Here is a 24,011-nt window from a genome sequence, read left to right as displayed (position 1 = left end):
CCGACAAGTTGGATAGACGTCTCAGCACGCGGTGATCTCGTACACAGCGTGTGGTCCCTGCCTGCGTATGACCTCGAAGCCCTGGGCAGTGTCAGTGCCGTAGAAGCCCGGCCAGTCAGCCAGTCCGTCGCTCGCATGGGATATTCCCGGCCGATCCTCGTAGAAGTGGGTTGCCCCGAGCGCGCTGAGCGCCCGGCACACCGCCGGGTCGGAATGAATCCGATTGAAGGATCTGCGCAGGTACTCCTTCGCTTCATTGCCGGAGGTTGGTGAGCCAAGCTGCGTGTAAACCACCCGGCGTTGGGCAAGGGTGTAGAAGTATGTCTCTCCATTGAACGGATCACCTACGACGACCGCATCATCGGGTAACAAGCCCGACACTTCTTCGATGAAATCCTGCTCACCTTCGGAGAGGACGCCCATCCCACCGATGTCAACGCTATAGTTCTTGGCAGTTACAGCAATTCGATCTGCAGCACGGAAGTTGTCGGACACCACGTAGATGGCTGCCACCAGCAGGAGCGCGATAGCCGCAGCGACGTAACCGGAACCGGCATGATGGAAACGGGGGGTCCGTCGTTCTACCGCGCGCTGAACAACCCTTGCCGCCATACGTGCGAGCTGCGCCACGGTCCAAGCTGCCAAAAGGGCGCCGGTCATTGCAATCATCGGAGCGATGCGTTGGGTGTCCTTATACCAGAAGCCCGTTAGCCATCGAAAGGGATTCTCGGGTCCCGCAGCAAGAATGTGGAGAAGCACGAAGGATAACCAGGCAGTGGCTAGGGCGCGGTGACCGCGAAGAACCATGCAGGCAACGGCGCCTGTACCTGCCAGCACTCCGACGTAAAGATTGAACTCGTCGAGGTCGGGCGCTTGCAGCACGGGGAAGGTTGCCAGATCGAAGACCGCGAAGGGCACCGCCTCCGGAAGCTCTGCTCGCACCGCTCGGTTGTACTGCATCACGGACTCCAGGATGCGGGACTGCCCCAGGGCAGCCGCCCCTGCAATGAGAAGCGCGAAGACCGCGATCACCGAGATGTAGTTACCCTTGCGATGATGTCTAATGGCTTCGCCGAGCCATGGAACGCAATACGCGACTGCAAACGGCGTAGCGGCGACCCCGACGGCAATCAACGCGCCCGGGTGGGCAGCAGCGGTGCCTGCGAGAGTGAGGGTGGCTACCAATAAACTCGGGACCACCCTGCGCTGCCAGAATACCGGTGCTGGAGGGCGTTCTGCTCTGGATGTCCGAAATAGACGCAATGAGACGATGACGATGGCGAGAGCGGCCGGCACCAGAGCGGTGCCGAACCCGTTCGGCCATTGTCCGCTGCGCACAAGTTGCGCGAAGGGAAAGCTGATGTACGAGGCGCCAAGGATAGGGGCAAGAAGCCAGATACCGCGGCGTGCCGGGAAGATCACAGATGCCAGGTAGACCAGGCCGACCGGCCAGAGAAGCCCGCCGATCACGAACGTCGAGATATTGGACGCTGAAACGACGTCACCCGGGATTAAGGATGCCACCAGGTGCCACCCGATGGGGTAGTAACTGCCGCCCGCGAAGATGGGGGACACGCTCCAGGGGCCAGCTTCTCCAGATTCGCGTATCCACTGTATGGCGTTCATGTGGAAGATGGGATCCCACCCCTGTGATGCGGTGTCCAGGCTTCCCATGCCCCTATGGAGTGCGACCATTGTCAGCAACGATGACGCGCCTATGGCTGCAGCCAGAGCAGATACGAACTGCCAGCCGTACTTCGGTACCACTATCCGTTCAAACCGGAACCGCCGTGCAATCAGCCAGAAAATGCCGAAGTTGATCACCATGGCGAGTGTCACCGTCGTGCGGTCCCACGGAATATCCAACGCCGCCAGCACAACGCCCGTGGCACTCAAGGGGACGAGGCCGACAGCCGGGGCGAGAACGAGGGCAGCGGGCAGCGGTGTGCCTATCGGCAGCAGCGTGAGTAAGCCTGGCACGATAAAAATTGCTGTGGCAATGAGACCGACAGGTGCAAGCGCTGCCAAGTGAGCGACTTCCTGGAGCATCAGAAGGCAAGGCTCATCGACGAAGCCGACTACCCAAGGACTTGCCCGCTGACCGTCCGAAACGGGTTAGAGGGCCGCCCGGCGCTGGTGAGGACCTCTGCTGGCCGTACAGGTCCAGCGCTTCGGATTCCTTTTGTGCGCTGAGCTCGTCGAGCCGCAGGGCAAGTGATCCGCCCCCACCCGGGCTGACCGCGCTACCTCCACCCAGGCTCCACCGGCTCCCGAGATCAATCAGAGACTGATGCTTGACGTCGTAATAGCCCGGCTTTACCGGCAGGGCGACGCCGTCTGCTCCTGCGGCAGCAGCGAGAAGATGAAAATGGAATCGTGTCGTAATCCAGGTCTGCCGTCCGGACAACGGAAGCCCCTGCTGCCACACCTCTGCGAAGGATAGGAAGTTCTCAGCGGGAATGATGTCCGAGAGGCGATCAAAGGCCACGCGATCCGCTCCGGGAACCGCTTCGACGTAATGGATGGAACGTCCGGCGGCTATGGGCTCGAGGATGGTCCGTGTGGTGGCGATCGCGCTGTCCACCATGGTTGGGTCTGCTGTATCGCTCTGGATACATACGAAAACGCCGTCCTGGTTGTTCCTCCCGAGTTCGTGCTTGACCCCCAGAAACGCATCGTCCGGAGCTTGCGGGAGGCCGTAAACTTCCGAGCTCACCGCGTCGCGAGCGCTCACGTGGGCGAAGTCGTTGAAGAGAGTGCGGTTGGTAGGTTCGTCGTAGAGTCCGGGCATTAGTCCGAGGCCAGTGCCAAACAACGGGGCGCCGGTCAGATCGTGCACGGCGCGCATTGCATGAATGAGTGCCGAATGGTGAGCCCACATCCCGTTGATATAGCCGCCGCCGATGAGGTGGAGAGAGGCAGCCTCGCGCAGCATCAGCAGGCCAAGGTCGAAGGTGGGGGAGCCAAGGTGGGTTACTAAGGACTTCATGCGTTCCGCGAGTTCAGGTGCAGCAAGCTCTTGGTTCTCGCTCGCGCACCGCCACAAGGTGTTCGTTATGTGCAGTCGCGGGTGCAGACCGGCAAAGAGGACCTGCGCCGGACCGGGGTGCGGGCAATCAAGCCAGACATCGTCGTCGGGCCTTTCAGCGGCGAGGAACCGGAGCCAGCAGGCTGTGATGAACTCGTCGCCAAAATTCGGGTGTCCCGACGGGCCGACAAGATAGAGAGGCTTGCCATTCATAGAAAGACCTTAGCGCAGGGGCTGGGCGCGATCGGGTGCGGATGCGCAGGGTTATGAAGGCCAAAACAGCACCTAACCCGCCTGATGCGGCATTCCCTGCGTCCCGAGGGTATGTGTTCGCTATGGGATACTTGCCTAGTGAGTCGCACTTGGATAGTTATTCCCCTCTACAACGAAGCCCCGGTAATTGGCGAAGTTGTCCGGGGACTGCTTCCGCACTTCCCTCACGTCGTGTGCGTGGACGACGGCAGTACGGACACCTCCGCCGAAGCGGCCCGCGCGGCTGGCGCCATCGTTGTTCAGCATCCCGTGAATCTCGGTCAGGGAGCGGCGTTACAGACAGGGTTCGAGTACGCGCTCTCCGATCCCGACATGGTCAACGTCGTGACCTTCGATGCGGATGGACAGCATCGCGTTGAAGATGCAATGGCGATGGTTTCCCGGTTGAACTCAGGAGAAGCCGACGTAGTTCTTGGTTCCCGCTTCCTGGACAGCCGGACCAACATCGGGTGGTTGAAAAGGATGGTCCTTCGCACGGCTGCTTTCCAAACTCGACTGACGACCGGAATGCCGCTGACCGACGCACATAATGGTCTCCGGGCCTTCTCGCGAAGCGTGACGTCCAATATCCACCTCACACAGAACCGCATGGCCCATGCTTCGGAACTGGTCCAGTTGTTGTCCGTGCTGAAACCACGTTGGACCGAGCACCCTGTGCAGATTATTTACACCGAGTACTCGAAGTCCAAGGGCCAATCGCTCCTCAATTCGGTCAATATAATCGCTGACCTTCTGTTTAGGTGATGATAAATTGCTTTTCGTAGTTCAAATCCTGCTCGTACTGGCTGTGACCACTGTTTCGTTAGTGCTTATTCGCGGTGGCTCCAACGCAAAACATATGGCTGTTCGGCGAATCATGGTTTTACTTTTCGCGCTGATAGCCGTGTTATCTATTTTCTTCCCAACGTTACTTACATCTGCTGCGCATGTGTTGGGTATAGGCCGAGGCACGGACCTAGTGCTCTACGCCTTCATCGTCAGTTTTCTGGTGTACATGTCTACAACTCACCAACGGTTCAGGTATATGGAATCCTCAATCACGAAGTTGGCGCGTCGTGTTGCGCTCGATGAAGCTGCGCGCCCTTGGGAATCTCGATAGAGCGCTGCACCGCTGAAACTCGGAGTTAGGCGCTGATCGCCTTGCATTGCACCTCACATCGGTCCGAGAAATCGACATGTCCCTTTCGGGGACCTACTTGGAGAAGTCTGTCCCTGCGATGGTGAAAGTGTTCCAGCCTGACCCAACGCTGGTTGCTTGTCCGAAGCCGTTGGTGGTGAAGGGGTAGTAGGTGAGGGTGCCGTTGGTGGTGCGTCCGATCAGTCCGCGGCTGGTGGTGCTGTTGAAGCTGTCGACGGGGTTGATAGCGTCAATAGTGTGCCAGCCGGTTCCGACGGTGGTGCGAGAGCCCGAGACGATGCTTCCGGTTCCGCTGCCGGTATAGCGCAGCAGGTTGTTGTTAGAGTCGCGTGAGAGCAGGTCCATACGGCCGTCGAGGTTTTGGTCGGCCATGACGATGGGCATGCCGGTGAAGCCGGAGCCGATTTTGATGGCGTTGCCCAGTCGGTGCGTTGAGGTATGAGGCCAGTAGTAGAGAGCGCCGTCCGAGCGCGCCCCAACCACAGTCGCGCCTTGTCCTTTGATCCAGGGACCGACGGCGATGCTGATGCCTTGCCAGCCGGTGCCTATCTGAACAGGGGAGTTGAAGCCACCCGTAGGTTTGCCCGCATAGTAGTTCAGGACTCCGTTGTCCCACTGCGCGAGAAGGTCGATGGTGCCGTCGGCGTTCCAGTCCACGGGATTGATGGACGCGGCTGCACTCCACCCGGAACCGATCTGGAACCGCGCATCGAACCCGCCTTTCCCGTTGGCTGGGTAGTTCCAGAGCTTGCCGCTTGAATCAATAGCCACCATATCCGCGAGCGCACGCACCGACGGCTGGGCGGGGGCCGGTGCGGGCGAGGGTTCCGGCTCGGGTTCCGGGGTCAGCTCCGGAGCAGACGCAGGGGCAGCCGACGTGAAGTCAGTGCCAGCAATGGTGTAGGAGCTCCATCCGGAACCAACCGTGGATGCGCTGGCGAACCCGTTGGCTGTGAACGGGTAATACGAGAGGGTACCCGTGGTAGTGCGCCCGATCATCCCGCGGCTGCTGGTGCCGGTGAAGCCGTCGACAACATTGATGGCATCGATCACGCCCCACCCGTTGCCGATCACAGTTCGTGAACCGGAGACGATGCTTCCGGTTCCGGAACCGGTGTAGCGCAGCAGGTTGTCGTTGGAGTCGCGGGAGAGCAGGTCCATGCGTCCGTCGAGGTTCTGATCGGCCATGACAATGGGCATGTCAGTAAAGCCGGACCCGATTCTCACGGCGTTGCCGAGCCGGTGGGTGGAGGTATGTGGCCAGTAGTGAAGCGTGCCGTCAGAACGGGCGCCGACTACCGTGATGCCTTGGCCTTTGACCCAGGGCCCGACGGCGATGCTGATGTCCTGCCAGCCCGAAGAACCGATCTGGACGGGCGAGTCAAAGCCGCCGGACGGCTTGCCTGGGTAGTAACTCAATGTTCCGTTGTTCCACTGGGCAAGAAGGTCGATGGTGCCGTCCGCGTTCCAGTCCGCCGGGTTGATGGACTTGGCGCTGGCCCACCCGGAGCCGATCTGGGATCTTGCGCCAAAACCACCCTTACCGTTGGCCGGGTAGTTCCATAGCGTGCCGGACGAGTCGACCGCCACCATATCCGCGAGCGACCGCACCGACGGCTTGGGTGAGACGGCCGTGGGAGCACTGCCGCCCCGTGCGAAAGCCTGGAGGCTGGTGAGGGACCCGTTCCACTGATTCCAGTCGCCGACAACCGGACCAGAGTCGGTGTACTGCCAGACGCTATAGAAATCCCAGCTGGCGGGCAAAGTCCCTGCGCCGTAGTTATTGTAGGAGGCCACGTGCAGCGCATGATCCGAGAAGGCCGTGCTGCTGCCTGTGCACCGGTTCCACCAGTCGGTAGTTGTATAAATCATCGGCTTGCGGCCGGTGAGGGTCACCATCCGATTCGAGAAGTCCCGGATCCAAGTGACCATCTGCGATGCGCTCATGTTGTAGCAGTCGTTGCCAAGCTCGTCGTAGGGGTTGTATTCCACGTCCAGGAGCGGCGGCAGGGTTTTCCCGTCCGCGCTCCAGCCGCCGCCGTTTGCGACGAAGTAGTTCGCCTGGGCAGCACCGCTCGAGACGTTCGGAATAGCGAAGTGGTAGGCACCGCGGAGCATTCCTCGGTCGCCGGAACCGTTGTACTGGTGACCGAACTCAGGGTTCTTGTAGACAAGCGCTTCCGTCGCCTTCACGTAGGCCCAACGCGAGCCGTAGTTCCATGCGCCATTCCAATCCACGTAGCCCTGATGGCTGCTGACGTCGACACCAAGGACGCCCGACGACGGTTGCCAGTAGTTGGTTGCAAGGGGCGCCATTGCTGCGCCTTCGACTGAATCGGTTGAGTCAGCACCGTTGCTGAGCGGGGAAGCATCCTCACGGGGTGCCGGCTTTTGCGCATCTCCCGTCACTTCCAGACGCTCGATGCCCTGTCCCATGCTTGCCCCATGTTCTCCTATGAGGTCCGCGAGCAGGTCGGAGTTGTTTCGGTAATCAAGAGCAGTGGGCGCCTCTGGTGCCACTGATGACTGCGAAGGCGAGGCCGCTGGCGATGGTGCCGGTTCCTCTACGGGATCCGCGGGTTCGCTCGCAGGAGCCGCCGGAGCCGCCGGCGGGGAAGCGGTGGCTACTTCCGCCGGAGCCGTGGCCGTCGTCGTCGGCGTTTCAGTTCCGACCGCTGGCGTCATTCCGGCGAGGAGGCCAAGAGTGACCAGCGAGGAGAGTGCGAACGTTGTCGAGGCGCGGGAAGCTATCAAGGGAAATCTCCAGATAGTGCAAGCCCCGGCAGGGGCCGGGCGTTTCCCAGGAAAGGGTACCTGCGTGTTACTTATGAAGAGGGACAGATGTGACGACTTGAAGCATGGTTGTCCACAGGTCGCTTCATCGGGCTAAGTAAGTTGTTTCGCCGTGGCCTACGCTTTGAGGCAGGGAAACAAACCTTCGATCGTGCATTACCAGTCTGACAGTCTCCGGCGTGCGCCTCCCTCCTGCATGCCGAATCCTTGGGGAAAACTATGGATGCAGTGCGCATTGTTGAGGATGAGGTAAGAGAACTCATCCGTCGTCGTGGTCTTGATCCGTCCTTGCAGGGGCCGGAAGTGCGGCGGCTTGTCGAGGCTGCGGTTAATGACTACGACGAACGATCGCTCGTCGGTCCGCTGCCGCCGCTGGGCCAACTGGAGCAAGCCCGGCGCCATGTTTTCGACGCTGTGGCCGGCTACGGCGCGCTACAGCCGCTGCTCGACGATCCAGCCATTGAAGAAGTTTGGATTAACTCGCCCTCGGAAATTTACGTCGCGCGGGCAGGCGAGTCGGAGCTTACATCACTGACTCTCACCGAACAGCAGGTCCGCGACCTCGTTGAGAAGATGCTGAAATCGTCCGGTCGAAGGCTGGACCTCTCTTCGCCGTTCGTCGACGCCTCCCTGCCCGACGGGTCGAGGCTGCACGTCGTGATACCGGATGTCACCCGACGCCACTGGGCAGTCAACATCCGAAAGTTCATCTCTCGTGCGACGCGCCTTGAGCATCTGGTCGAACTGGGGTCACTGACGCCGCAGGCCGCCAAGTTCCTCAACGCCGCCGTGGCAAGCGGCCTGAACATACTCGTTTCCGGTGCGACGCAGGCAGGCAAGACCACACTGCTAAATTGCCTTGGAGCCAGCATCGGCTCTCGCGAACGGGTCGTGACTGTCGAGGAAATCTTCGAGCTTCAGTTTCCCTTGCGTGACGTCGTGGGGTTGCAGTGCCGGCAGCCCAACCTTGAGGGTCATGGCGAAATACCGTTGCGACGCCTCGTTAAGGAGGCACTCCGCATGCGTCCCGATCGGCTCATCGTCGGTGAAGTTCGGGAAGCTGAAAGTCTCGATATGCTCATCGCTCTGAATTCGGGCTTGCCTGGAATGTGCAGCGTGCATGCCAACAGTGCCCATGATGCAGTGACCAAAATTTGTACGCTGCCTCTGTTGGCGGGCGCAAACATCTCCAGCGCTTTCGTGGTGCCGACGGTTGCCTCCTGCATCGATTTAGTGGTGCATTGCGTTCGCGAGCGATCCGGGCAACGGCGGGTGGCGGAGATCGTTGCACTGGGGCGCCGCGTCGAGAACGGTGTGATTGAGACCTCGACCTTGTTCAAACGAGCGGATGGTGAGCTGCATGCCACCGCTTCGAGCATGCCTGCCGAGGAGAAGTTCGCGGCCGCCGGCTACACCGTCGCCTCGCTCCTGAGCCCATCATGACCGTTGCAGTCGGTGTGGCACTCGGAGCCGGACTGTTGCTGATCTGGTGGTCGACCTGGGCGGTCCCACCGCGGCCTGCGAAGGCCCGGCGTGGTGCCGGCAAGGTGGAGGAACTGCTCCTGCGGGCCGGCGTAGAGCGCGTATCAGCGGGCGGTTTGCTGGCAGCCAGCGGGATTGCGGCCCTCTTTGTGTTCCTCTTTGTCTTCGTCTTTACGGGCACGCCGGCCATAGCGGCCTGCTTCGCGATCTTCGGCGGGCTGTTGCCGGTCATGCTGGTCCGCTGGCGCGCGCGCAAGCGCACAGCCTCGCTGCGGGAGCTGTGGCCTGATGTAGTAGACCACCTTCGATCCGCCATCCGCGCCGGCTTGTCCCTGCCCGAAGCACTGATGCAGCTAGGCGTAAAGGGGCCGGAGGAATTACGGCCGGCTTTCCGAGAGTTTGCGGGCGATTATCGATCCGGCGGACAATTCGATCAGTCCCTCGATCGCCTGAAGGACCGGCTGGCCGATCCTGTGGCCGACCGCATCGTGGAGGCATTGCGCCTCACCCGCGAGGTCGGCGGCACCGATCTGGGCAGGCTGCTGGGCACCCTCGCGGAATTCCTGCGTGACAGCGCAAGAACCCGAAGCGAGCTTGAGGCACGCCAATCCTGGACCGTAAATGCCGCCAGGCTTGCTGTGGCAGCACCATGGATCGTGTTGGCCCTGCTCTCGACCCGGCCTGAAGCCGTCGCGGCGTACAACACAGCCGGTGGCGCGGTAGTGCTCATCGGGGGACTACTGGTTTCGGCGTTCTGCTACTGGATTATGCTGCGGATCGGCGCCTTGCCTGATGACGAGCGGGTGCTGAGCTGATGGAGTTTGCACTGGCGGCACTCGTGGGCGCATGCCTGGGATCCGGGCTCTGGCTGATATTCGTCCGGCTGCCGATCATGCGTCAGCCGCGGTTCGTTGAGCGCATCGCTCCCCAACTGAAGTCTGTAGACGTGAGCTCAAGACTTTTGCATGCCCAAACGGTTACCCCCTTTGGACCGCTGGAACGAATCATCCGGCCAGTGGCGCGCGACGCCGTCACCTGGCTCAACAGGTTCAGCCCGGCGTCGTCCGTTCTCGCGAGAAGGCTGGAGCAGGCGGGCCGCTCACAATCCGTCCTCGACTTTCGTGCCGAGCAAATCATCTGGGGGAGCATCGGGCTTGCCGCGTCGACAACAATCCTTCTCACTTTGGCGGCCTCCGGCAGTTTCAACGTAATGCTCGCGATCCTCATCGTGTTCGGCAGTGCTGCCGGCGGCTATCTCCTGCGCGATTACCTGCTCGGTGCACAGATTAGGAAGCGGGAAAGCCGCATCCTCGCAGAATTCCCAAGCCTCGCCGAGTTGATGGCCCTCGCCGTCAGCGCGGGCGAGAGCGCTACCGGCGCACTGGAACGTATCTGCAGGACAGGCCACGGTGAGCTGACCAAAGAATTCGCACGCGTTCTTGCCGAAACCCGAGCCGGAACGCCCTTGATGCAGTCCCTTCAGAACTTCTCCAACCGCACCCAACTGGCGCCGCTCGTACGGTTCGTTGACGGCATCAGCGTAGCTGTTGAGAGGGGAACACCGCTCGCCGATGTACTCCGCGCCCAGGCGCAGGACGTGAGGGACCTCTCAAAGCGGGAACTCATGGAATCTGCCGGACGAAAGGAGATCGCCATGATGGTGCCCCTCGTATTTGGCGTCTTGCCGCTCACCGTTCTGTTTGCCGTCTACCCAGGTATTGCCCTGATCAACCTTGGACTCTAATCACCTCAAAGAAAGGAACCAGCATGCGTAACCGCCTCATCGCACGCTTTCTGTTCACGACGACCCTCCTCCGAATCCGTGGGCACCTCACGCACACTGCGGACCACCCCGAGCGCGGTGACGTGCCTGGGTGGGTGATGATCACGCTGATGTCAGCCGTCCTGGTGGCCGCACTTCTGGCTATTGCATCGCCGGCGCTGGAGGGACTGTTCAACGAGGCGATCAACCGCGTCAGTCCATAACGCGGTGACTCTCCTCTCCTCGGGCATGGACAACCGGCACCGGCACCCGAATGAACGGGGCGCCGCAACGGTCGACTTCGCTCTCATCGGCGGCCTGCTGACGATCATCTTCATTGCGATCGTTCAACTCACGCTCGTACTTCATGTGCGAAACACGCTGATCGACGCGGCCTCTTCCGGTGCTCGCTACGGCACTCTCGCCGATCGCTCACCAGCGGATGCAGCAGCGCGCACAAGTTCACTCATCGCCGATGCGATCAACAGCGCCTACGCACAGGACGTGTCGGTGAGCCGGGTCAATCGGGGCGGCTCTGCCGTCCTTCAGGTCACGGTTCGCGCTCCGATTCCCGTGATCGGGCTGATTGGTCCGTCCGGAACCATGGAGGTCAACGGACATGCTGCGCTTCCTTCCTGAGCGCGTCCGCGCAGCTTGGCAAGACAACGACGACGACGGCAGCGCAGTTCTCGAATTCACCTTCCTTGGTCTGCTCTTGCTGGTGCCCGTTGTCTACCTCGTGCTGACTGTGGGCTCAGTGCAGGGGGCGTCATTCGCCGTCGTTGGCGCTGCCGACCAGGCAGCCAAGGTTTTCGTTGACTCGGATAGCCCAGAGGAGGCTTATGCCCGCGCTGAACAGGCTGTGGAGTTCACCATCAACGATTTCGGATTCGCACCCGAAGACGCAGCGGTGACGATTACCTGCGCAGGCACCTGCCTGGAGCCCGGGTCGAGCGTCACCGTCGCCGTCGATCTGAGGGTTCCGCTGCCGCTGATCCCCACGATGCCCGGCCTCAACACGTCAGCAGCCACGGTCGATTCAAGCGCAACCCAGCTCGTGGAGCGTTTCGGATGATGCCGCCGGACCGAAACGTGGATAAGGATGATGACGAACAGGGGCAAATCACTGTTCTGATTATCGGGTACATTTTGCTTTCGCTCCTGGTGGTTGCGGTTGTCACCGCGGTTTCCGCCGTCTACATCGAGCACAAGAAGCTGCTATCGGTAGCGGACGGAGCGGCATTGAGCGCAGCCGATACCTTCTCGGTCGCCTCCATAGATTCAGGCGGCGGGGAACCAGTACCGGAACTTGAGAGCGACTCGGTCTCGCGGGCAGCGGCCGCCTACCTCGAGCGGTCGGGCGCGCCGGCGCGGTTCAATAACCTGAACCTGGACCCTGCGACAGGAGCACCGGATTCGCAAACCGCTCGGGTGGTTCTGACCGCCGTCGTTCATCCGCCGATCGTGAACTTTCTGGTTCCAGCCGGCATCCCTATTGCCGCGACGGCTGATGCGCGAGCGGACCTGACCCGTTAACTCCGACCGCAGGACCATGACGTAGTCTTGAAACACCATGGCAGCTATTGATTTTTCCGCGGAGATCCGCGCCCTTCGTGCAAAATACGACTCCATCGTGGCAGTGACGGACGTCGAGGCGATCCGGACGGAAATCGCCGAACTCAGCGAGCAGGCCGGCGAACCCAACCTGTGGGATGATCCTGCCGCCGCACAGCAAATAACCTCCAGGCTGTCCCACAAGCAGACCGAACTCGACCGCTTGGCCAAGCTGACCGCGCGCATTGATGACCTCGAAGTCCTCGTCGAACTGGCGCAGGATGAGGACGACGAAGAGTCTCGCGTCGAGGCCGTGAAGGAGCTAACGTCCCTGAGCAAGGCGCTGGATGACCTCGAAGTCGTCACACTTCTCGCGGGGGAGTGGGACGAACGCGAAGCCGTCGTCACCATCCGCTCGGGCGCCGGAGGAGTGGATGCCGCAGATTTTGCGGAAATGCTCCTGCGCCTGTATCTCCGCTGGGCGGAACGCCGCGGTTACCCGACTCAGGTGCTCGACACGTCCTACGCCGAAGAAGCGGGCCTCAAGTCAGCTACCTTCGAGGTCAAGGCCCCGTACGCGTTCGGCACCCTGTCCGTCGAAGCAGGTACCCACCGCCTGGTGCGTATCAGCCCCTTCGACAATCAGGGCCGGCGCCAGACCTCCTTTGCGGCGGTCGAGGTGATTCCGCTGATCGAGCAGACTGACTCCATTGACATTCCTGACAACGAAATCCGCGTTGACGTCTTCCGGTCATCCGGCCCCGGCGGCCAATCGGTCAACACCACAGACTCGGCAGTTCGGCTGACGCACATTCCCACGGGCACCGTCGTCTCCATGCAGAACGAGAAGTCGCAGATCCAGAACCGCGCGGCGGCACTGAGGGTTCTTCAGTCCCGGCTTCTCCTGCTCAAGAAGGAGCAGGAAGATGCAGAGAAGAAGGCGCATGCCGGTGACGTCAAGGCGTCCTGGGGAGACCAGATGCGTTCTTACGTGCTGAATCCATACCAGATGGTGAAGGACCTGCGCACCGAGCATGAGGTGGGCAATACGTCCGCAGTGTTCGACGGCGAGATCGATGACTTCATCGACGCGGGAATTCGCTGGCGCGCCAACAACCGCAACAGCGGAGAGTGAGCCGGCGGCGCTGTTCGGCACGATGCCGCCCGTTATGGATCCGCGACACACCGTGATGGTGCCTGCCGCAGCGCGGAACTGCTGCCTATAGTCGAGAAGGCCGGTCTCCCTTTCCCCACCCATGCCCATGTACCGGCAGTGTTATGTGGGCGCAGAGTAGTCATGATCAGATTCGAGCAAGTTACCAAGGTCTACGACCAGAAATCGAAGCCGGCACTGGACAGTGTCAGCCTTGATGTCGACCGTGACGAGTTCGTTTTTCTGGTTGGCGCATCCGGCTCCGGTAAGTCGACGTTCATCCGCCTGGTGCTCAAAGAAGACAGGGCAACACGCGGCGCTGTGTATGTGGCCGGGCAGAACGTCGCCAATATCCCGAGCTGGCGCGTTCCGCGGCTGAGACGCGGTATCGGCGTCGTCTTTCAGGATTTCCGGCTGCTGCCCAACAAATCCGTCTTCGCCAACGTGGCTTTTGCAATGCAGGTCATCGGGAAGAGCCGGGCCGTGATCCGCGAAACCGTCCCGGAAGTGCTGAAGACGGTGGGCCTCGAAGGCAAGAACAACCGCATGCCGCATGAACTTTCCGGCGGCGAGCAGCAGCGTGTGGCCATTGCCCGTGCGATCGTGAACAAGCCCGGGATCCTGCTTGCCGACGAGCCCACGGGGAACCTGGACCCGACCACCTCTATGGGCATCATGAAGGTGCTCGACAAGATCAACCAGAACGGCACCACGGTAGTGATGGCAACCCACGACGACGACATCGTGAACACGATGCGCAAGCGCGTGGTTGAGCTTCGGGACGGCTCCGTGGTCCGCGACGATGCGCAGGGCATCTACATCGGAGAAACGACGACGACGGCGGCTGCCGGATGAGGTTCGCATTCGTACTTGGGGAGATCGCTTCAGGGATGCGACGAAACCTCGTGATGGTGGTTTCGGTGGTGCTCGTTACTTTCATCTCGCTCACCTTCGTGGGCGCGGCGGGGCTGCTGCAGCTGCAGATCAACCAGATGAAGGGGTACTGGTATGACCGCGTGCAGGTGGCCGTGTTTCTCTGCGTTGAGAACTCCACCTCGGAGAGCTGCGCATCGGGCCCCGTTACTGATGAGCAACGCAGTGCCATTGAAGCGAAGCTGAACTCGCCCGAACTGAGCAGTTATGTGGACACAGTGGAGTACGAGTCGCAGGATCAGGCACTGGTCCACTTCCGTGAACAGCTCGCAAACTCGCCGATCGTGGAGGCCGTGACGGCCGATCAGCTTCCGGAGTCCTTCCGCGTTGGTCTCGTCGACCCGGAAAAGTACGAGGTCATCAGCGAGGCTTTCTCCTCTGAACCAGGGGTGGATATCGTTAGCGACCAGCGCGAGTATCTCGAGGAGATCTTCGGCTACATCAATATCGCCTCGCTCGTCGCCTTGGGTATTGCCGTAGTGATGAGCGTTGGTGCCATCCTGCTGGTTGCAACCACAATTCGTCTCTCGGCGTTCAGCCGAAGACGGGAGACGGGCATCATGCGTCTGGTCGGCGCAAGTAAGGCGATCATCCAGCTCCCCTTCGTTCTTGAGGGAGTCATCGCCGCCATTCTGGGAGCTGCCATCGCTTCGGGGACGCTCTGGGCTGTTCTGCGCTACGGCGGGGAATGGCTGTCCCGGGAGTATCCGCAGATGGGCTTCATCTCCACCCAGGAGCTTCTGCTCGTGGTTCCTGCACTGTTCCTCCTGGGTGCATTGCTGGCAGGCGCTTCATCGCTCCTAACCCTCAGACGCTACTTGAAGGTTTAGGGTAGGTTCTTGTGAGAAATGAGACTGTATGCGCAGCGTGAACTTATGTTCGCTTCGTTGGATTCCCCGCCCACCGGCGTTCAAGACGCTGACTGCTCTGTCGCTGGCCGCCGTGGCCGGTCTGACGTTGACGTTGAGCGGTCCCGTCCACGCTGATCAGCTCGAGGACCGCAAGTCCGCCCTCGAGGAGCAGATCGCTGAAGTTCAGCAGTCGATCGAGTACCTCGACGAGGACATCACTGAAACCATCGCCCAGCTGAAGGTGTACCAGGGTCAGCTCCCGGGTGCGCAGCAGTCGCTTGCGGATGCGCAGGGTCGCGTTGAAGCTGCAACGAGCGAGGTCAACGCCCTCGCGCAGCGGGTGCAGCTGGCGCAGGAAACCAAGAACAAGCTCACCGAACAGCTGAAGCAGGACGAAGCCGAGATGGCTGAAACCCGGAAGGTGATTGGCCAGATCGCGACGCAGGCGTACAAGAGCGGGGGAGTGCCGACTGGCCTCTCGCTGATGCTTGGGAGCAACGGTTCTGATGGCTTCGCATCCATGGAGCTCGTGGAGCAGGCACTCCGTAACCAGAATTCCGCCCTCGAGCGCATGGCGCAGCAAAACGCCACCAACGTGAACTCGCAGGCGCGGCTGGTCGCGGTTGAAGAGGAGATCGTTGACCTGAAGGCGAAGGCCGAGGCTGCACTCGCGGCGGAACAGGTTGCCAGGGATGAAGCCGCTGCCGAGAAGGCAAAGGTCGACAAACTCATCTCCGACACGTCAACGCTGTCCGAGAAGCTGCAGAAGCAGAAGCCGGTGATCGAGGCAAAGCTCGCCGAAGTCGAAGAGGCGCACCAGCAGGTCGTGGTCGACATAGCGGAACGCCAACGCAGGCTGATCGAAGAAGCCCGCAAGCGGGAAGAGGCCAGGCTCAAGGCCGAGGCCGAGGAGCGGGCACGAATCGAGAATGAGCGACGCGCAGCGGCGGCAGCGGAGGCCAACCGCCGCGCGGCAGCAGAGGCAGCGGAGGCAAACAGGCGTGCAGCGGAAGCAGCGGCAGCCGCCAATCGTCCGAAACCGCCGCCCGTCGTCGTACCTGCCCCGGTAGTCCCGAAGCCGGTTGCGCCCGTAATCGTTCCGCCGCCGGCGTCCAGCCCGTCGGCTTTCGGGCTGCGCTCTCCCGTGAGCGGCCCGATCACCTCCGGCTACGGATGGCGTCCAACTCCGTTGGGCACCATCGATTTCAATGGCTCCGGCGGCTACACCCACACCGGAATTGACTACGGGGTGAACTGCGGAACCCCGCTGTATGCCCCGGCGGCCGGCGAAGTCTGGTACGCGGATTCCAACGCCCTTCCGGGTGCCGGCAACCGGATTGTGCTCAACCACGGCGTGGTCGGAGGCAACGCGCTGGCTACCAACTTCTACCACTTGGCGAGCTACCTCGTGGGCCCGGGACAGCGTGTGAGCGCCGGACAGCTGATCGGTTACACGGGTACCACCGGCAACTCGAACGGCTGCCATTTGCACTTCGAGACCGTGCTCAACGGCAGTCTGGTTGACCCGATGGGCCTGCTCTAGCACTTGGATACGGCGAACGGACCTGCGCTGTGGACGCGCACAGCGCAGGTCCGGCCCAACGCCGTAGACTAGGACGCGTTGTTCGCCTTCAGTCTTGAAGCGCACCGCACTATTGAAGGAGTTGAACCGTGCCCAAGGAAAGTGGCCGTCAGGTAGTGGCCACCAATCGGAAGGCCCGGCACGACTACCAGGTGCTGGACACCTATGAAGCAGGAATTGCCCTCCAAGGTACCGAGGTGAAGTCACTCAGGGCCGGCCGGGCGTCCCTGGTTGACGGGTTCGCCATCTTCTACAATGACGAGCTCTGGCTCGAGGGAATCCACATCCCCGAATACACGCAGGGCAGCTGGACCAACCATGCTGCACGCCGGCGTCGTAAGCTCCTTCTGCACCGCGAAGAGCTCACAAAGATCTCCCACAAGATCCGCGAGAGCGGATACACCATCGTCCCTTTGCAGCTGTACTTCCTCAACGGACGCGCGAAGGTGGAGATCGGTATTGCTCGCGGTAAGCGGGAGTATGACAAGCGCCAGACGCTGCGTGAGCAGCAGGACAGCCGCGAAGCGCAGCGCGCCATGCGGGAACGGAACCTTGGGGCATGAGCGATGTCTTCTGGGATGCCCAGGAACCCGACGAGGCCGAGGAAGAGTCCGAGCTCAAGTACAAGCGCCCCTGGTGGGTGACGGTCGGGGCCATCGTGAACCTGCTGTTGCTGTTCGCCGTAGTTCCCGCTGGGTTCCTGTCGCTGATTCCGTTCTTCTTCCTGATTTACGTGTATTTTGCACAGATCCTCGTGTGGATCTCTCCGATCCTGATCCTGCTCAACATGGCCGTATTTTGGTGGAGCTTCCGTCGCAAGCAGGCAGCGACGACGGCGCTGGCGGCTCTGGGGTTGGCGTTCGTGGCCGTTTCCTTCGTTGTCCTGATGCTGTGGCAGGCGCAGATCGTCATCCTTGGAATCAGGTTCTAGCATCCGCTGCCGGTTTTCGGGACTTCCGGAATGATTCGGGAAGTGGTTGCGTTAGACTAGGTATACCGGAGCAATTCGGGGAGACAGCGAGTGAAATCGCTGCTTGAAAATTGAACATGGGGATGACAGGTTTCGACGATGTTAGTCGCGACAGGTGAAGCGGGCCGAGGATACAGAGTTATCTCGTAAACGCTCTCTGTAAAACAATAAGTGCCGAACAAAAGCGCACTGACTTCGCTCTCGCTGCCTAAGCAGCCGAGCTAGTCCGTCAGCCCGGGTATGCTCTCGACCCGGATCCTGGCGTCATTTAGAGGGCCACTGCTCTTGGTTTTCGTTGCAGGAACCAAGGGGACTCTTATGCAACTGAGCTTGGCAGCCACTTGTTTGCATGATGGCTGGAGCTGAGAAAAACCGACGCAAACTGCGCCCGGAGAAGCCCTGACTACACTGCATCGGACGCGGGTTCAATTCCCGCCATCTCCACTGACTAGGCCCCGGTTCGCCGGGGCTTTTTCTCTGCCTTTCGCAGCATTCAGTCCTGCTGATCGGAAAGATATCCACAGGTTCGTCACGGCAGGCGGCGTGTTCTTGTACGTTTGACCTCATGCCGTCCCGCTTCACAACCGCCTGGATTCATATGCCTTTCCTGCGCTCCGGCTCTCGCGCTCTTCTTCCCGCCGCGATGACGACGGCCATCGCCTGCTCCCTGCTGGTCGCGCCGCCGGCCGGAGCTTCGCCTATCCCGGCGAAGGTCCTCCCCGATGAGGTCGTGGCGGCCCCCGCCACGGCAGGATCGGAGGCGACGGCATCCACCGGGCGCTTCATCATCACCTTCGAGGACGGCCCCGCTGCGGTGCATGGCGCCAAGGCGAACGCGTTTGGTCGCCTGGCGAAGGATCTCGGCCTGTCCGTCAGGGAGGTCCGCGAGACGGCGGACGGCGCCGTGGTGGTCAAAGCCGATGGTGAAGTATCAACCGTGGCTGCGGACGGCGTTGTCGCGGCACTTAACGAACTGCCAGGCATTGTGCATGTCCAGGAGGATGTGCTCATGCGCCCGCTCGCCGGGGTCAACGATCCCGGCTTCAGGGACCAGTGGAACCTTTTCGGCGAGCCGGCGGGCCTTCGTGTCCCGGCTGCGTGGGACCGGTCAACGGGGGCCGGTCAGACAATCGCAATCCTGGACACCGGAATCACCCCTCACACTGATTTGGACGCTAACGTGCTGCCCGGCTATGACTTCGTTGCGGATCCGGCAATCGCCGTTGACGGCAATACAGGGCGTGATGCCGACCCTAGCGATCCCGGCGATGCCTGTCTGGACCCGGAACCTGGCGCGGAACCCACCGAATCATCCTGGCACGGAACGCATGTGGCAGGTATCGCGGCCGCAATGGGTGACAACGGTAAGGGAATGGCCGGGGTCGCCTATAGGGCCAGACTCCTTCCTCTGCGTGTAATGGGAGCCTGCGGTGGGCTCCTCAGCGACACCGCTGACGCCATCAGGTGGGCGGCGGGCGGCACGGTCGCCTGGACCGAGAACGGAATCTTCCACACGCTTCCGGCGAACCCTCACCCCGCCAGGGTCGTCAACATGAGCCTGGGAGCAGAGGAAGTATGCAGCCCGTATCTGCAGCAGGCTATTGACTTCGCGGTGCAACAGGGGTCCGTCATCATCGCCGCTGCGGGCAATGAATCCCAACCCGCAGCCAACGTGATGCCGGCAAACTGCAACAACGTAATCACCGTTGGTGCTACCAGCAGAGCCGGCAACCACGCCAGCTACAGCAACTTCGGCCCGGAGGTGGACGTCAGTGCGCCAGGCGGAGACGGCAGCACCGGAGCTGAAAATATCCTCTCCACCATGAACAGCGGAAGGACAGCACCGGTGGCCGAGGCCTACGGGTACATGCAGGGAACGTCCATGGCTGCACCGCATGTTGCCGGCGTCGCAGCGCTCATGCTTTCGGTCAACCCGGCGTTGAGCCCGGAAGACATCGAACGAATCCTCGCTGATTCCACCCGGCCGCTGACCCGCGCCTGCGCCAACGGCTGCGGCACCGGTACCGTCGACGCCAACGCGGCCGTCTGGTGGGCGGCAGGTTTCCCGCCGTCTATCCGTGGTACTGCCGATGTCGTCGCTGCTGATGCTGCGGGCACACTCTGGAACTATCCATCGAACGGAAAGGGCGGATTCGCCCAGCGGGCAAGGATCGGCAGCGGGTGGTCCGCGCTGAAGAATGGCTTCGTCACTGATTGGAATCAGGACGGGGTGCTTGACCTGGTTGCGCAGTGGAAGGATGGGCGGCTGACGCACTATGCCGGAATAACCAGCGGAGGCTTCCAGCCGGCGCAGACAATCGGCAACGGCTGGGGCAGCTACTTTGTGACGGTCGGCAAGTGGCGCTCCGGAGATCGGTATCCGGGCATCGTTGCCTACGATCCGCAGGGCGCACTGTGGCACTACCCGAACCCGTCAGGCGGCGTGCTCGGCCCGCGGACGCGCATCGGTACCGGTTGGAATGGTCTTTACCTGACCATGACTGATTTCGACGGCGACTCCCGCATGGACATCCTCGCGAAGAAGGCTGACGGAAAGCTCATTCAGTACCGTTCCAACGGGACAGGTCAGTTCCTGTCGGAATCCCGCAGGACAATCGGCACGGGGTGGCGGAGTGTCAACTCCATGGGCTCCCTCCCCGGGTTCGACCAGTCCGGCGGGCAGGCCTTGATGACCCGGCTCACCGACGGCCGGCTCGCCTACTATCCCTTCGCCGCCGGCCGCTGGGCGGCCCGATCGATTGTCGGATCCGGCTGGAGCGACTACAACCTATTCCGCTGATTCGGCACACGAACCACCTCAAGGACCCGCGAACGTACACTGAACACATGAGTTCGGTGAACGGCCGCCCGTCGTGGCTGCCCCCGCTTCCGCCTCCGCACCGCGGCCGTGCGCTGATCGCGGTGGGTCTGGTGCTAGTCATCGCGACATTTATTTACATCTTCATCATGAGCTACGTCGGTGGAACGCACACGCTATACACGCTGCTGCCGTTGGCAACCGGACTGATCTGCCTCATCGTAGGCCTCACCAGACGAAACGAGGGGCGCTAGGTCAGCGTCTCGGGCCCAGGATCGAGCTCTGGATTGCCACCGCTGCGGCGCCTCGAGCCCACTGGCCGAAGTCGGTCGGTTCACGTGTCAGGTGCACCGGCGCTGCCTCGGGGTCCCGGTGTTCGTGGACTGACGCCCTGATCTCCTCGGCTGCAATATCGGCGAGAGCCGCGCCCTCGCCGGACAGGACCACGAGATTCACCATGGTGAGGTTGGCTACCGCAGCAATGAGGACACCAAGGGCAGTGCCCGCGTTCTTCACCACCAGCGCGGCGAGCCTTTCTCCGCTTCGCGCCCGTTGCAGGACCTCTTCGTAGGTGCATTCCTCCTCGGTGGCCATCCGCACCTGGCCACTGATGGCCGCCATGGTGAGCACAGCCCCAGCGCATCCACGGTGACCCTCCCTGCACAGTGGGCCGGCGGAGTCCACAGGGTAATGCCCGACGAGGCCGAGCCCGGCATCAACGGGGGCAATGACCCTGTCATTGATCACCAGGCCGTAGCCCACGCCCGCCCCCACCGTAAGTACCGCAAAGTTGCTGATACCCCTGCCCGCCCCGAACCATTGCTCACCCACGGTGAGGGCAACGACGTCGTTCTCCACGGTGACCGGGATGCCGGTTCGCTCCTGAACCAGGGAACCGAGCGGTACATCGCGCCACTGCAGAAAGGGTGCCCGCAGGACCGTGCCGTCGTCGCTGACCTTGCCGCCGATGCTGATCCCGATGCCGTCCGCCACCTGGCCGTCGTTCAGCCTGCCGACCACGGAGATAATCGCTTCAACGACGTCGGAGACAGCGTGGCTGACAAGCGGTTCCTCGGCAGCGGCAACTGTCTGGCACCGCAGGTCCGTTGCCACGCCGGAAGCGGCGGTACCGGTGAGTTTGATGCCGATGAACCGGTGCGTGCCGCCGGGCACCTCAAGTGGCCTGGTGGGACGGCCGACTCCGCCTTCAATTACTTCGCGGCCCTCCTGCAGGATCCCGGCTTCGATCAACGGCTTACTCAGGCGGGTCAGGCTCGCCACAGAGAGGCCAAGACGCCGTGACAATTCGCCGCGGGACAGCGGACCGCCGATCAGGACCTCCCTGGCAAGCAGACGGGAGGGGCTGTCAGGAGAGAGGGACGCGACCACGTTCATGAGCGTACCTTTCACCGGAGAGTAGTTTCCATAACGAAAATATAATCGTTGTTTCTGGATCTGTCACACGCGGATTCGGCGCACAATGTGATGATTGACACTTACTTAGTTCTACGGTAAAAATTATTGCATGCATTCACCACGCCCTATCCATCTCGCCCGCGGCGGCACCAGCGTCATCGTCGACACCTCCACCGCCGGCCTGCCGTCCATCCTGTACTGGGGGCCGGCGCTCGGTGAGTGCCCGGCTGCCGAACTGGCGGCGCTTGCCTCGGCCTCCGTTCCGCAGCGGGTATCCGGAAGTATTGACTCCCCTGCCCGCCTCACGCTGATTCCTCAGGAGTCTTACGGCTGGCAGGGCACCGCTGGGTTCACCGGGCAACGCGGCAGCGGATTCCTGACCCCTGCCTTCCAGGTGACGGACCTGACCGCCGGCGAAAACGAACTCACCATCACGGCGAACGACGACGACGCCGGCCTCGCCCTGAAAATACAGCTCACCCTTACGGACGCAGGGCTTCTCCGCCAGCGGCTTGCCGTGACAAACACTGGAACGGAGGAGTATGAGGTGCGTTCCCTCCTCGCCTTTTTTCCCCTTCCCGACAGTGCGCAGGAAGTCCTCGACCACACCGGGCGCCATCTGCGCGAACGATCGCCCCAGCGCCACAACCTCACCACCGGCTCTTATCACCGCGAGAGCAGGCGCGGCCGCCCCGGCGCAGACGCAACCCTGCTCGTTGCAGCGGGGGAGAGAGCATTTGGTTTCGAACGCGGGCGCGTGCATGCCGTGCATACGGCCTGGAGCGGGAACCACCAGTACATTGTGGAGCAGACGCCGTCCGGTGATCGATTCCTCGCGTGCGGTGAGCTCCTGCTGCCCCAGGAGATGTCGTTGGCTCCCGGTGCCACCTATGCGGCCCCGGATGCATTCGGTTCCTGGGGCGATGGGCTCAATGAACTTGCATCCCGCTTCCACACCGAGTTCCGCGGCCGGCCGGAACACCCCGACCGGCCGCGGCCGGTCACGCTCAATACCTGGGAAGCCGTTTACTTCGATCACAACCTTCCCACTCTGAAGGCACTTGCAGACAGGGCTGCCCAGGCGGGCATCGAACGCTATGTGCTCGACGACGGCTGGTTCAGCGGACGCCGCGATGACACCGCGGGACTGGGCGACTGGTTTATCGATGAAACAGTGTGGCCCGATGGCCTTACCCCGCTGATCGATCACGTGCGCTCCCTGGGGATGGAGTTCGGGCTCTGGTTCGAACCGGAGATGGTGAACCCGGACTCGAAGCTTGCCCGCAATCACCCGGAGTGGATCATCCAGACGCCGGGCCGACTGCCGGTCGCCGCCCGCCAGCAGCAGGTGCTCAACCTGGCGATCACGGAGGCGTACGACTACATCCTGACCTGCATCGATGATGTGCTCAGAACCAATGACATCGCCTATATCAAGTGGGACCATAACCGCGACCTGCTGGAAGCCGCAGACGCGACGAGCGGTGCCGCCGTCGTGCATTCCAACGTCGAGGCGGTCTACCGGCTCATGGCAGAGCTGAAGGAGCGCCACCCCGGGCTGGAGATCGAGTCCTGTGCCTCGGGCGGCGCGCGCGTGGACATGGGAGTTCTTCGCCACACCGACCGGATCTGGACAAGCGACTGCATCGACCCCATCGAACGGCTGGTCAATCAGAAACACACCGGGCTCCTGGTTCCGCCTGAGCTGATGGGCATGCATGTGGGCGGTCCCCGATCCCATTCGACCGGGCGCACGCACACCCTCTCATTTCGTGCAGCTACAGCGATCTTCGGTCACTTCGGCGTGGAATGGGACATCTCCAACCTCACGGCCGAAGAACTTGGCCGGCTCGGTTCCTGGATCGACCTCCACAAACGCTGGCGGGACGTCCTCCACACGGGGACGACCGTGCACGCGGATCTCCCGGACCCGTCAATGGACCTGCGCGGCGTTGTTGCGAGCGACAAGCAAAGCGCCCTGTACGGCTACTCGCTCACGGGCTCAAGCGCATCCTACCCACCCGGCCGAATCACCTTTCCCGGCCTTGATCCCATGACGACCTACAGCATCACACCGGCTGCTTTCGACTACGAGGACCAGGGCCAATCCGGCCTTGCCTGGGTCGAAGCCGCCCGAAATGGCGCACCCCTTGCCATGAGCGGCCGGCTTCTCGGCGCGCTCGGCGTCCAGGCGCCGGTACTTTTCCCCGAACAGTCCGTTCTCATCGAAGTCCGACACCACACATCCTAAGGAGAGA

Annotated in this window: 22 protein-coding genes and 1 other RNA gene; 19 read left to right on the top strand and 4 right to left on the bottom strand. The window is 61.9% G+C overall.

What is annotated here, in order from left to right; all coding sequences use genetic code 11:
* Positions 1 to 21: 21 nt before the first annotated feature.
* Entirely contained in the window at positions 22 to 2,028 is a 2,007-nt protein-coding gene (locus ACZ2GY_RS11070) for a DUF6541 family protein (RefSeq protein ID WP_471671880.1), read from the bottom strand.
* A 34-nt stretch (positions 2,029 to 2,062) separates the two neighbouring features.
* The gene (locus ACZ2GY_RS11065) at positions 2,063 to 3,241 is read right to left on the bottom strand and encodes a polysaccharide pyruvyl transferase family protein (RefSeq protein ID WP_471671879.1); all 1,179 of its coding nucleotides are present in this window, start codon (positions 3,239 to 3,241) and stop codon (positions 2,063 to 2,065) included.
* 138 nt (positions 3,242 to 3,379) lie between these two features.
* Between ACZ2GY_RS11065 and ACZ2GY_RS11060 the strand changes: the two genes are divergently transcribed.
* The gene (locus tag ACZ2GY_RS11060) at positions 3,380 to 4,045 is read left to right on the top strand and encodes a glycosyltransferase family 2 protein (RefSeq protein WP_471671878.1); all 666 of its coding nucleotides are present in this window, start codon (positions 3,380 to 3,382) and stop codon (positions 4,043 to 4,045) included.
* A 43-nt stretch (positions 4,046 to 4,088) separates the two neighbouring features.
* On the top strand, positions 4,089 to 4,400 hold the full coding sequence (locus tag ACZ2GY_RS11055; RefSeq protein ID WP_471673585.1) for a DUF2304 family protein: 312 nt from the start codon (positions 4,089 to 4,091) through the stop codon (positions 4,398 to 4,400).
* A gap of 93 nt (positions 4,401 to 4,493) precedes the next feature.
* Here ACZ2GY_RS11055 and ACZ2GY_RS11050 read toward each other — a convergent pair whose 3' ends face one another.
* Entirely contained in the window at positions 4,494 to 7,193 is a 2,700-nt protein-coding gene (locus ACZ2GY_RS11050) for a GH25 family lysozyme (protein WP_471671877.1), read from the bottom strand.
* Positions 7,194 to 7,451: 258 nt separating this feature from the next.
* Between ACZ2GY_RS11050 and ACZ2GY_RS11045 the strand changes: the two genes are divergently transcribed.
* The 16 genes from ACZ2GY_RS11045 to ACZ2GY_RS10970 all read left to right on the top strand — a co-directional run bounded on the left by ACZ2GY_RS11045 (position 7,452) and on the right by ACZ2GY_RS10970 (position 20,591).
* Positions 7,452 to 8,675 carry a CpaF family protein gene (locus tag ACZ2GY_RS11045; RefSeq protein ID WP_346028078.1) on the top strand — a complete coding sequence of 408 codons (1,224 nt, stop codon included), beginning with the start codon at positions 7,452 to 7,454 and terminating at the stop codon, positions 8,673 to 8,675.
* Positions 8,672 to 9,529: a type II secretion system F family protein gene (locus ACZ2GY_RS11040; RefSeq protein ID WP_346028079.1), complete on the top strand. Its 858-nt coding sequence runs from the start codon at positions 8,672 to 8,674 to the stop codon at positions 9,527 to 9,529. Before ACZ2GY_RS11045 ends, ACZ2GY_RS11040 begins: the two co-directional genes overlap by 4 nt.
* Positions 9,529 to 10,458: a type II secretion system F family protein gene (locus ACZ2GY_RS11035; protein WP_277357914.1), complete on the top strand. Its 930-nt coding sequence runs from the start codon at positions 9,529 to 9,531 to the stop codon at positions 10,456 to 10,458. Before ACZ2GY_RS11040 ends, ACZ2GY_RS11035 begins: the two co-directional genes overlap by 1 nt.
* A gap of 23 nt (positions 10,459 to 10,481) precedes the next feature.
* A complete protein-coding gene (locus tag ACZ2GY_RS11030; RefSeq protein ID WP_277357913.1) occupies positions 10,482 to 10,700 on the top strand; it encodes a hypothetical protein in 219 nt (72 codons plus the stop codon).
* Between the two features lie 25 nt (positions 10,701 to 10,725).
* Positions 10,726 to 11,115, top strand: coding sequence for a TadE/TadG family type IV pilus assembly protein (locus ACZ2GY_RS11025; protein ID WP_346028411.1), 390 nt, complete (start codon positions 10,726 to 10,728; stop codon positions 11,113 to 11,115).
* The gene (locus ACZ2GY_RS11020) at positions 11,096 to 11,551 is read left to right on the top strand and encodes a hypothetical protein (protein ID WP_277357912.1); all 456 of its coding nucleotides are present in this window, start codon (positions 11,096 to 11,098) and stop codon (positions 11,549 to 11,551) included. Before ACZ2GY_RS11025 ends, ACZ2GY_RS11020 begins: the two co-directional genes overlap by 20 nt.
* A 17-nt stretch (positions 11,552 to 11,568) precedes the next feature.
* Positions 11,569 to 12,012 carry a pilus assembly protein TadG-related protein gene (locus ACZ2GY_RS11015; RefSeq protein WP_346028080.1) on the top strand — a complete coding sequence of 148 codons (444 nt, stop codon included), beginning with the start codon at positions 11,569 to 11,571 and terminating at the stop codon, positions 12,010 to 12,012.
* Between the two features lie 37 nt (positions 12,013 to 12,049).
* Positions 12,050 to 13,165, top strand: a complete 1,116-nt coding sequence (gene prfB / locus ACZ2GY_RS11010; protein ID WP_277357910.1) for a peptide chain release factor 2 — start codon at positions 12,050 to 12,052, stop codon at positions 13,163 to 13,165.
* A 162-nt stretch (positions 13,166 to 13,327) separates the two neighbouring features.
* Positions 13,328 to 14,038, top strand: a complete 711-nt coding sequence (gene ftsE, locus ACZ2GY_RS11005; RefSeq protein WP_277357909.1) for a cell division ATP-binding protein FtsE — start codon at positions 13,328 to 13,330, stop codon at positions 14,036 to 14,038.
* Positions 14,035 to 14,946, top strand: a complete 912-nt coding sequence (ftsX, locus tag ACZ2GY_RS11000) for a permease-like cell division protein FtsX (RefSeq protein ID WP_277357908.1) — start codon at positions 14,035 to 14,037, stop codon at positions 14,944 to 14,946. Before ftsE ends, ftsX begins: the two co-directional genes overlap by 4 nt.
* 28 nt (positions 14,947 to 14,974) lie before the next feature.
* On the top strand, positions 14,975 to 16,510 hold the full coding sequence (locus ACZ2GY_RS10995; protein WP_471671876.1) for a peptidoglycan DD-metalloendopeptidase family protein: 1,536 nt from the start codon (positions 14,975 to 14,977) through the stop codon (positions 16,508 to 16,510).
* 128 nt (positions 16,511 to 16,638) lie between these two features.
* A complete protein-coding gene (smpB, locus tag ACZ2GY_RS10990) occupies positions 16,639 to 17,112 on the top strand; it encodes an SsrA-binding protein SmpB (RefSeq protein WP_277357906.1) in 474 nt (157 codons plus the stop codon).
* Positions 17,109 to 17,480: a hypothetical protein gene (locus tag ACZ2GY_RS10985; RefSeq protein WP_277357905.1), complete on the top strand. Its 372-nt coding sequence runs from the start codon at positions 17,109 to 17,111 to the stop codon at positions 17,478 to 17,480. The genes smpB and ACZ2GY_RS10985 overlap by 4 nt, the downstream gene beginning before the upstream one ends.
* Positions 17,481 to 17,598: 118 nt before the next feature.
* Positions 17,599 to 17,966: a transfer-messenger RNA gene (ssrA, locus tag ACZ2GY_RS10980) on the top strand.
* Between the two features lie 118 nt (positions 17,967 to 18,084).
* On the top strand, positions 18,085 to 20,319 hold the full coding sequence (locus ACZ2GY_RS10975; RefSeq protein WP_471671875.1) for a S8 family serine peptidase: 2,235 nt from the start codon (positions 18,085 to 18,087) through the stop codon (positions 20,317 to 20,319).
* A 47-nt stretch (positions 20,320 to 20,366) separates the two neighbouring features.
* Positions 20,367 to 20,591, top strand: a complete 225-nt coding sequence (locus tag ACZ2GY_RS10970) for a hypothetical protein (RefSeq protein ID WP_277357903.1) — start codon at positions 20,367 to 20,369, stop codon at positions 20,589 to 20,591.
* 1 nt (position 20,592) lies between these two features.
* Here the strand turns inward: ACZ2GY_RS10970 and ACZ2GY_RS10965 are convergent, their stop codons facing one another.
* Positions 20,593 to 21,732, bottom strand: a complete 1,140-nt coding sequence (locus ACZ2GY_RS10965; protein ID WP_471671874.1) for an ROK family protein — start codon at positions 21,730 to 21,732, stop codon at positions 20,593 to 20,595.
* Positions 21,733 to 21,862: 130 nt separating this feature from the next.
* Here ACZ2GY_RS10965 and ACZ2GY_RS10960 point away from each other — a divergent pair, with 130 nt between their 5' ends.
* Positions 21,863 to 24,004 carry an alpha-galactosidase gene (locus tag ACZ2GY_RS10960; protein WP_471671873.1) on the top strand — a complete coding sequence of 714 codons (2,142 nt, stop codon included), beginning with the start codon at positions 21,863 to 21,865 and terminating at the stop codon, positions 24,002 to 24,004.
* The last annotated feature ends 7 nt before the right edge of the window (positions 24,005 to 24,011 follow it).

It is taken from the genome of Arthrobacter sp. KKT183 (assembly GCF_055657625.1).
Note: the sequence above shows the minus strand (reverse complement) of the source record. Positions and strands in the feature narration are given on the sequence as shown.

Excerpts from the sequence above, each read along its gene's own strand:
- ACZ2GY_RS11065 (WP_471671879.1), bottom strand. The coding sequence starts at position 3,241 with ATGAATGGCAAGCCTCTCTATCTTGTCGGCCCGTCGGGACACCCGAAT.
- ACZ2GY_RS11035 (WP_277357914.1), top strand. The coding sequence starts at position 9,529 with ATGGAGTTTGCACTGGCGGCACTCGTGGGCGCATGCCTGGGATCCGGG.
- ACZ2GY_RS11030 (WP_277357913.1), top strand. The coding sequence starts at position 10,482 with ATGCGTAACCGCCTCATCGCACGCTTTCTGTTCACGACGACCCTCCTC.
- ACZ2GY_RS11040 (WP_346028079.1), top strand. The coding sequence starts at position 8,672 with ATGACCGTTGCAGTCGGTGTGGCACTCGGAGCCGGACTGTTGCTGATC.
- ACZ2GY_RS11025 (WP_346028411.1), top strand. The coding sequence starts at position 10,726 with ATGGACAACCGGCACCGGCACCCGAATGAACGGGGCGCCGCAACGGTC.
- ACZ2GY_RS11020 (WP_277357912.1), top strand. The coding sequence starts at position 11,096 with ATGCTGCGCTTCCTTCCTGAGCGCGTCCGCGCAGCTTGGCAAGACAAC.
- ACZ2GY_RS10960 (WP_471671873.1), top strand. The coding sequence starts at position 21,863 with ATGCATTCACCACGCCCTATCCATCTCGCCCGCGGCGGCACCAGCGTC.
- ACZ2GY_RS10970 (WP_277357903.1), top strand. The coding sequence starts at position 20,367 with ATGAGTTCGGTGAACGGCCGCCCGTCGTGGCTGCCCCCGCTTCCGCCT.
- ACZ2GY_RS11045 (WP_346028078.1), top strand. The coding sequence starts at position 7,452 with ATGGATGCAGTGCGCATTGTTGAGGATGAGGTAAGAGAACTCATCCGT.
- ftsE (WP_277357909.1), top strand. The coding sequence starts at position 13,328 with ATGATCAGATTCGAGCAAGTTACCAAGGTCTACGACCAGAAATCGAAG.
- prfB (WP_277357910.1), top strand. The coding sequence starts at position 12,050 with ATGGCAGCTATTGATTTTTCCGCGGAGATCCGCGCCCTTCGTGCAAAA.
- ACZ2GY_RS10995 (WP_471671876.1), top strand. The coding sequence starts at position 14,975 with ATGCGCAGCGTGAACTTATGTTCGCTTCGTTGGATTCCCCGCCCACCG.
- ftsX (WP_277357908.1), top strand. The coding sequence starts at position 14,035 with ATGAGGTTCGCATTCGTACTTGGGGAGATCGCTTCAGGGATGCGACGA.
- ACZ2GY_RS10985 (WP_277357905.1), top strand. The coding sequence starts at position 17,109 with ATGAGCGATGTCTTCTGGGATGCCCAGGAACCCGACGAGGCCGAGGAA.
- ACZ2GY_RS10965 (WP_471671874.1), bottom strand. The coding sequence starts at position 21,732 with ATGAACGTGGTCGCGTCCCTCTCTCCTGACAGCCCCTCCCGTCTGCTT.
- ACZ2GY_RS10975 (WP_471671875.1), top strand. The coding sequence starts at position 18,085 with ATGCCGTCCCGCTTCACAACCGCCTGGATTCATATGCCTTTCCTGCGC.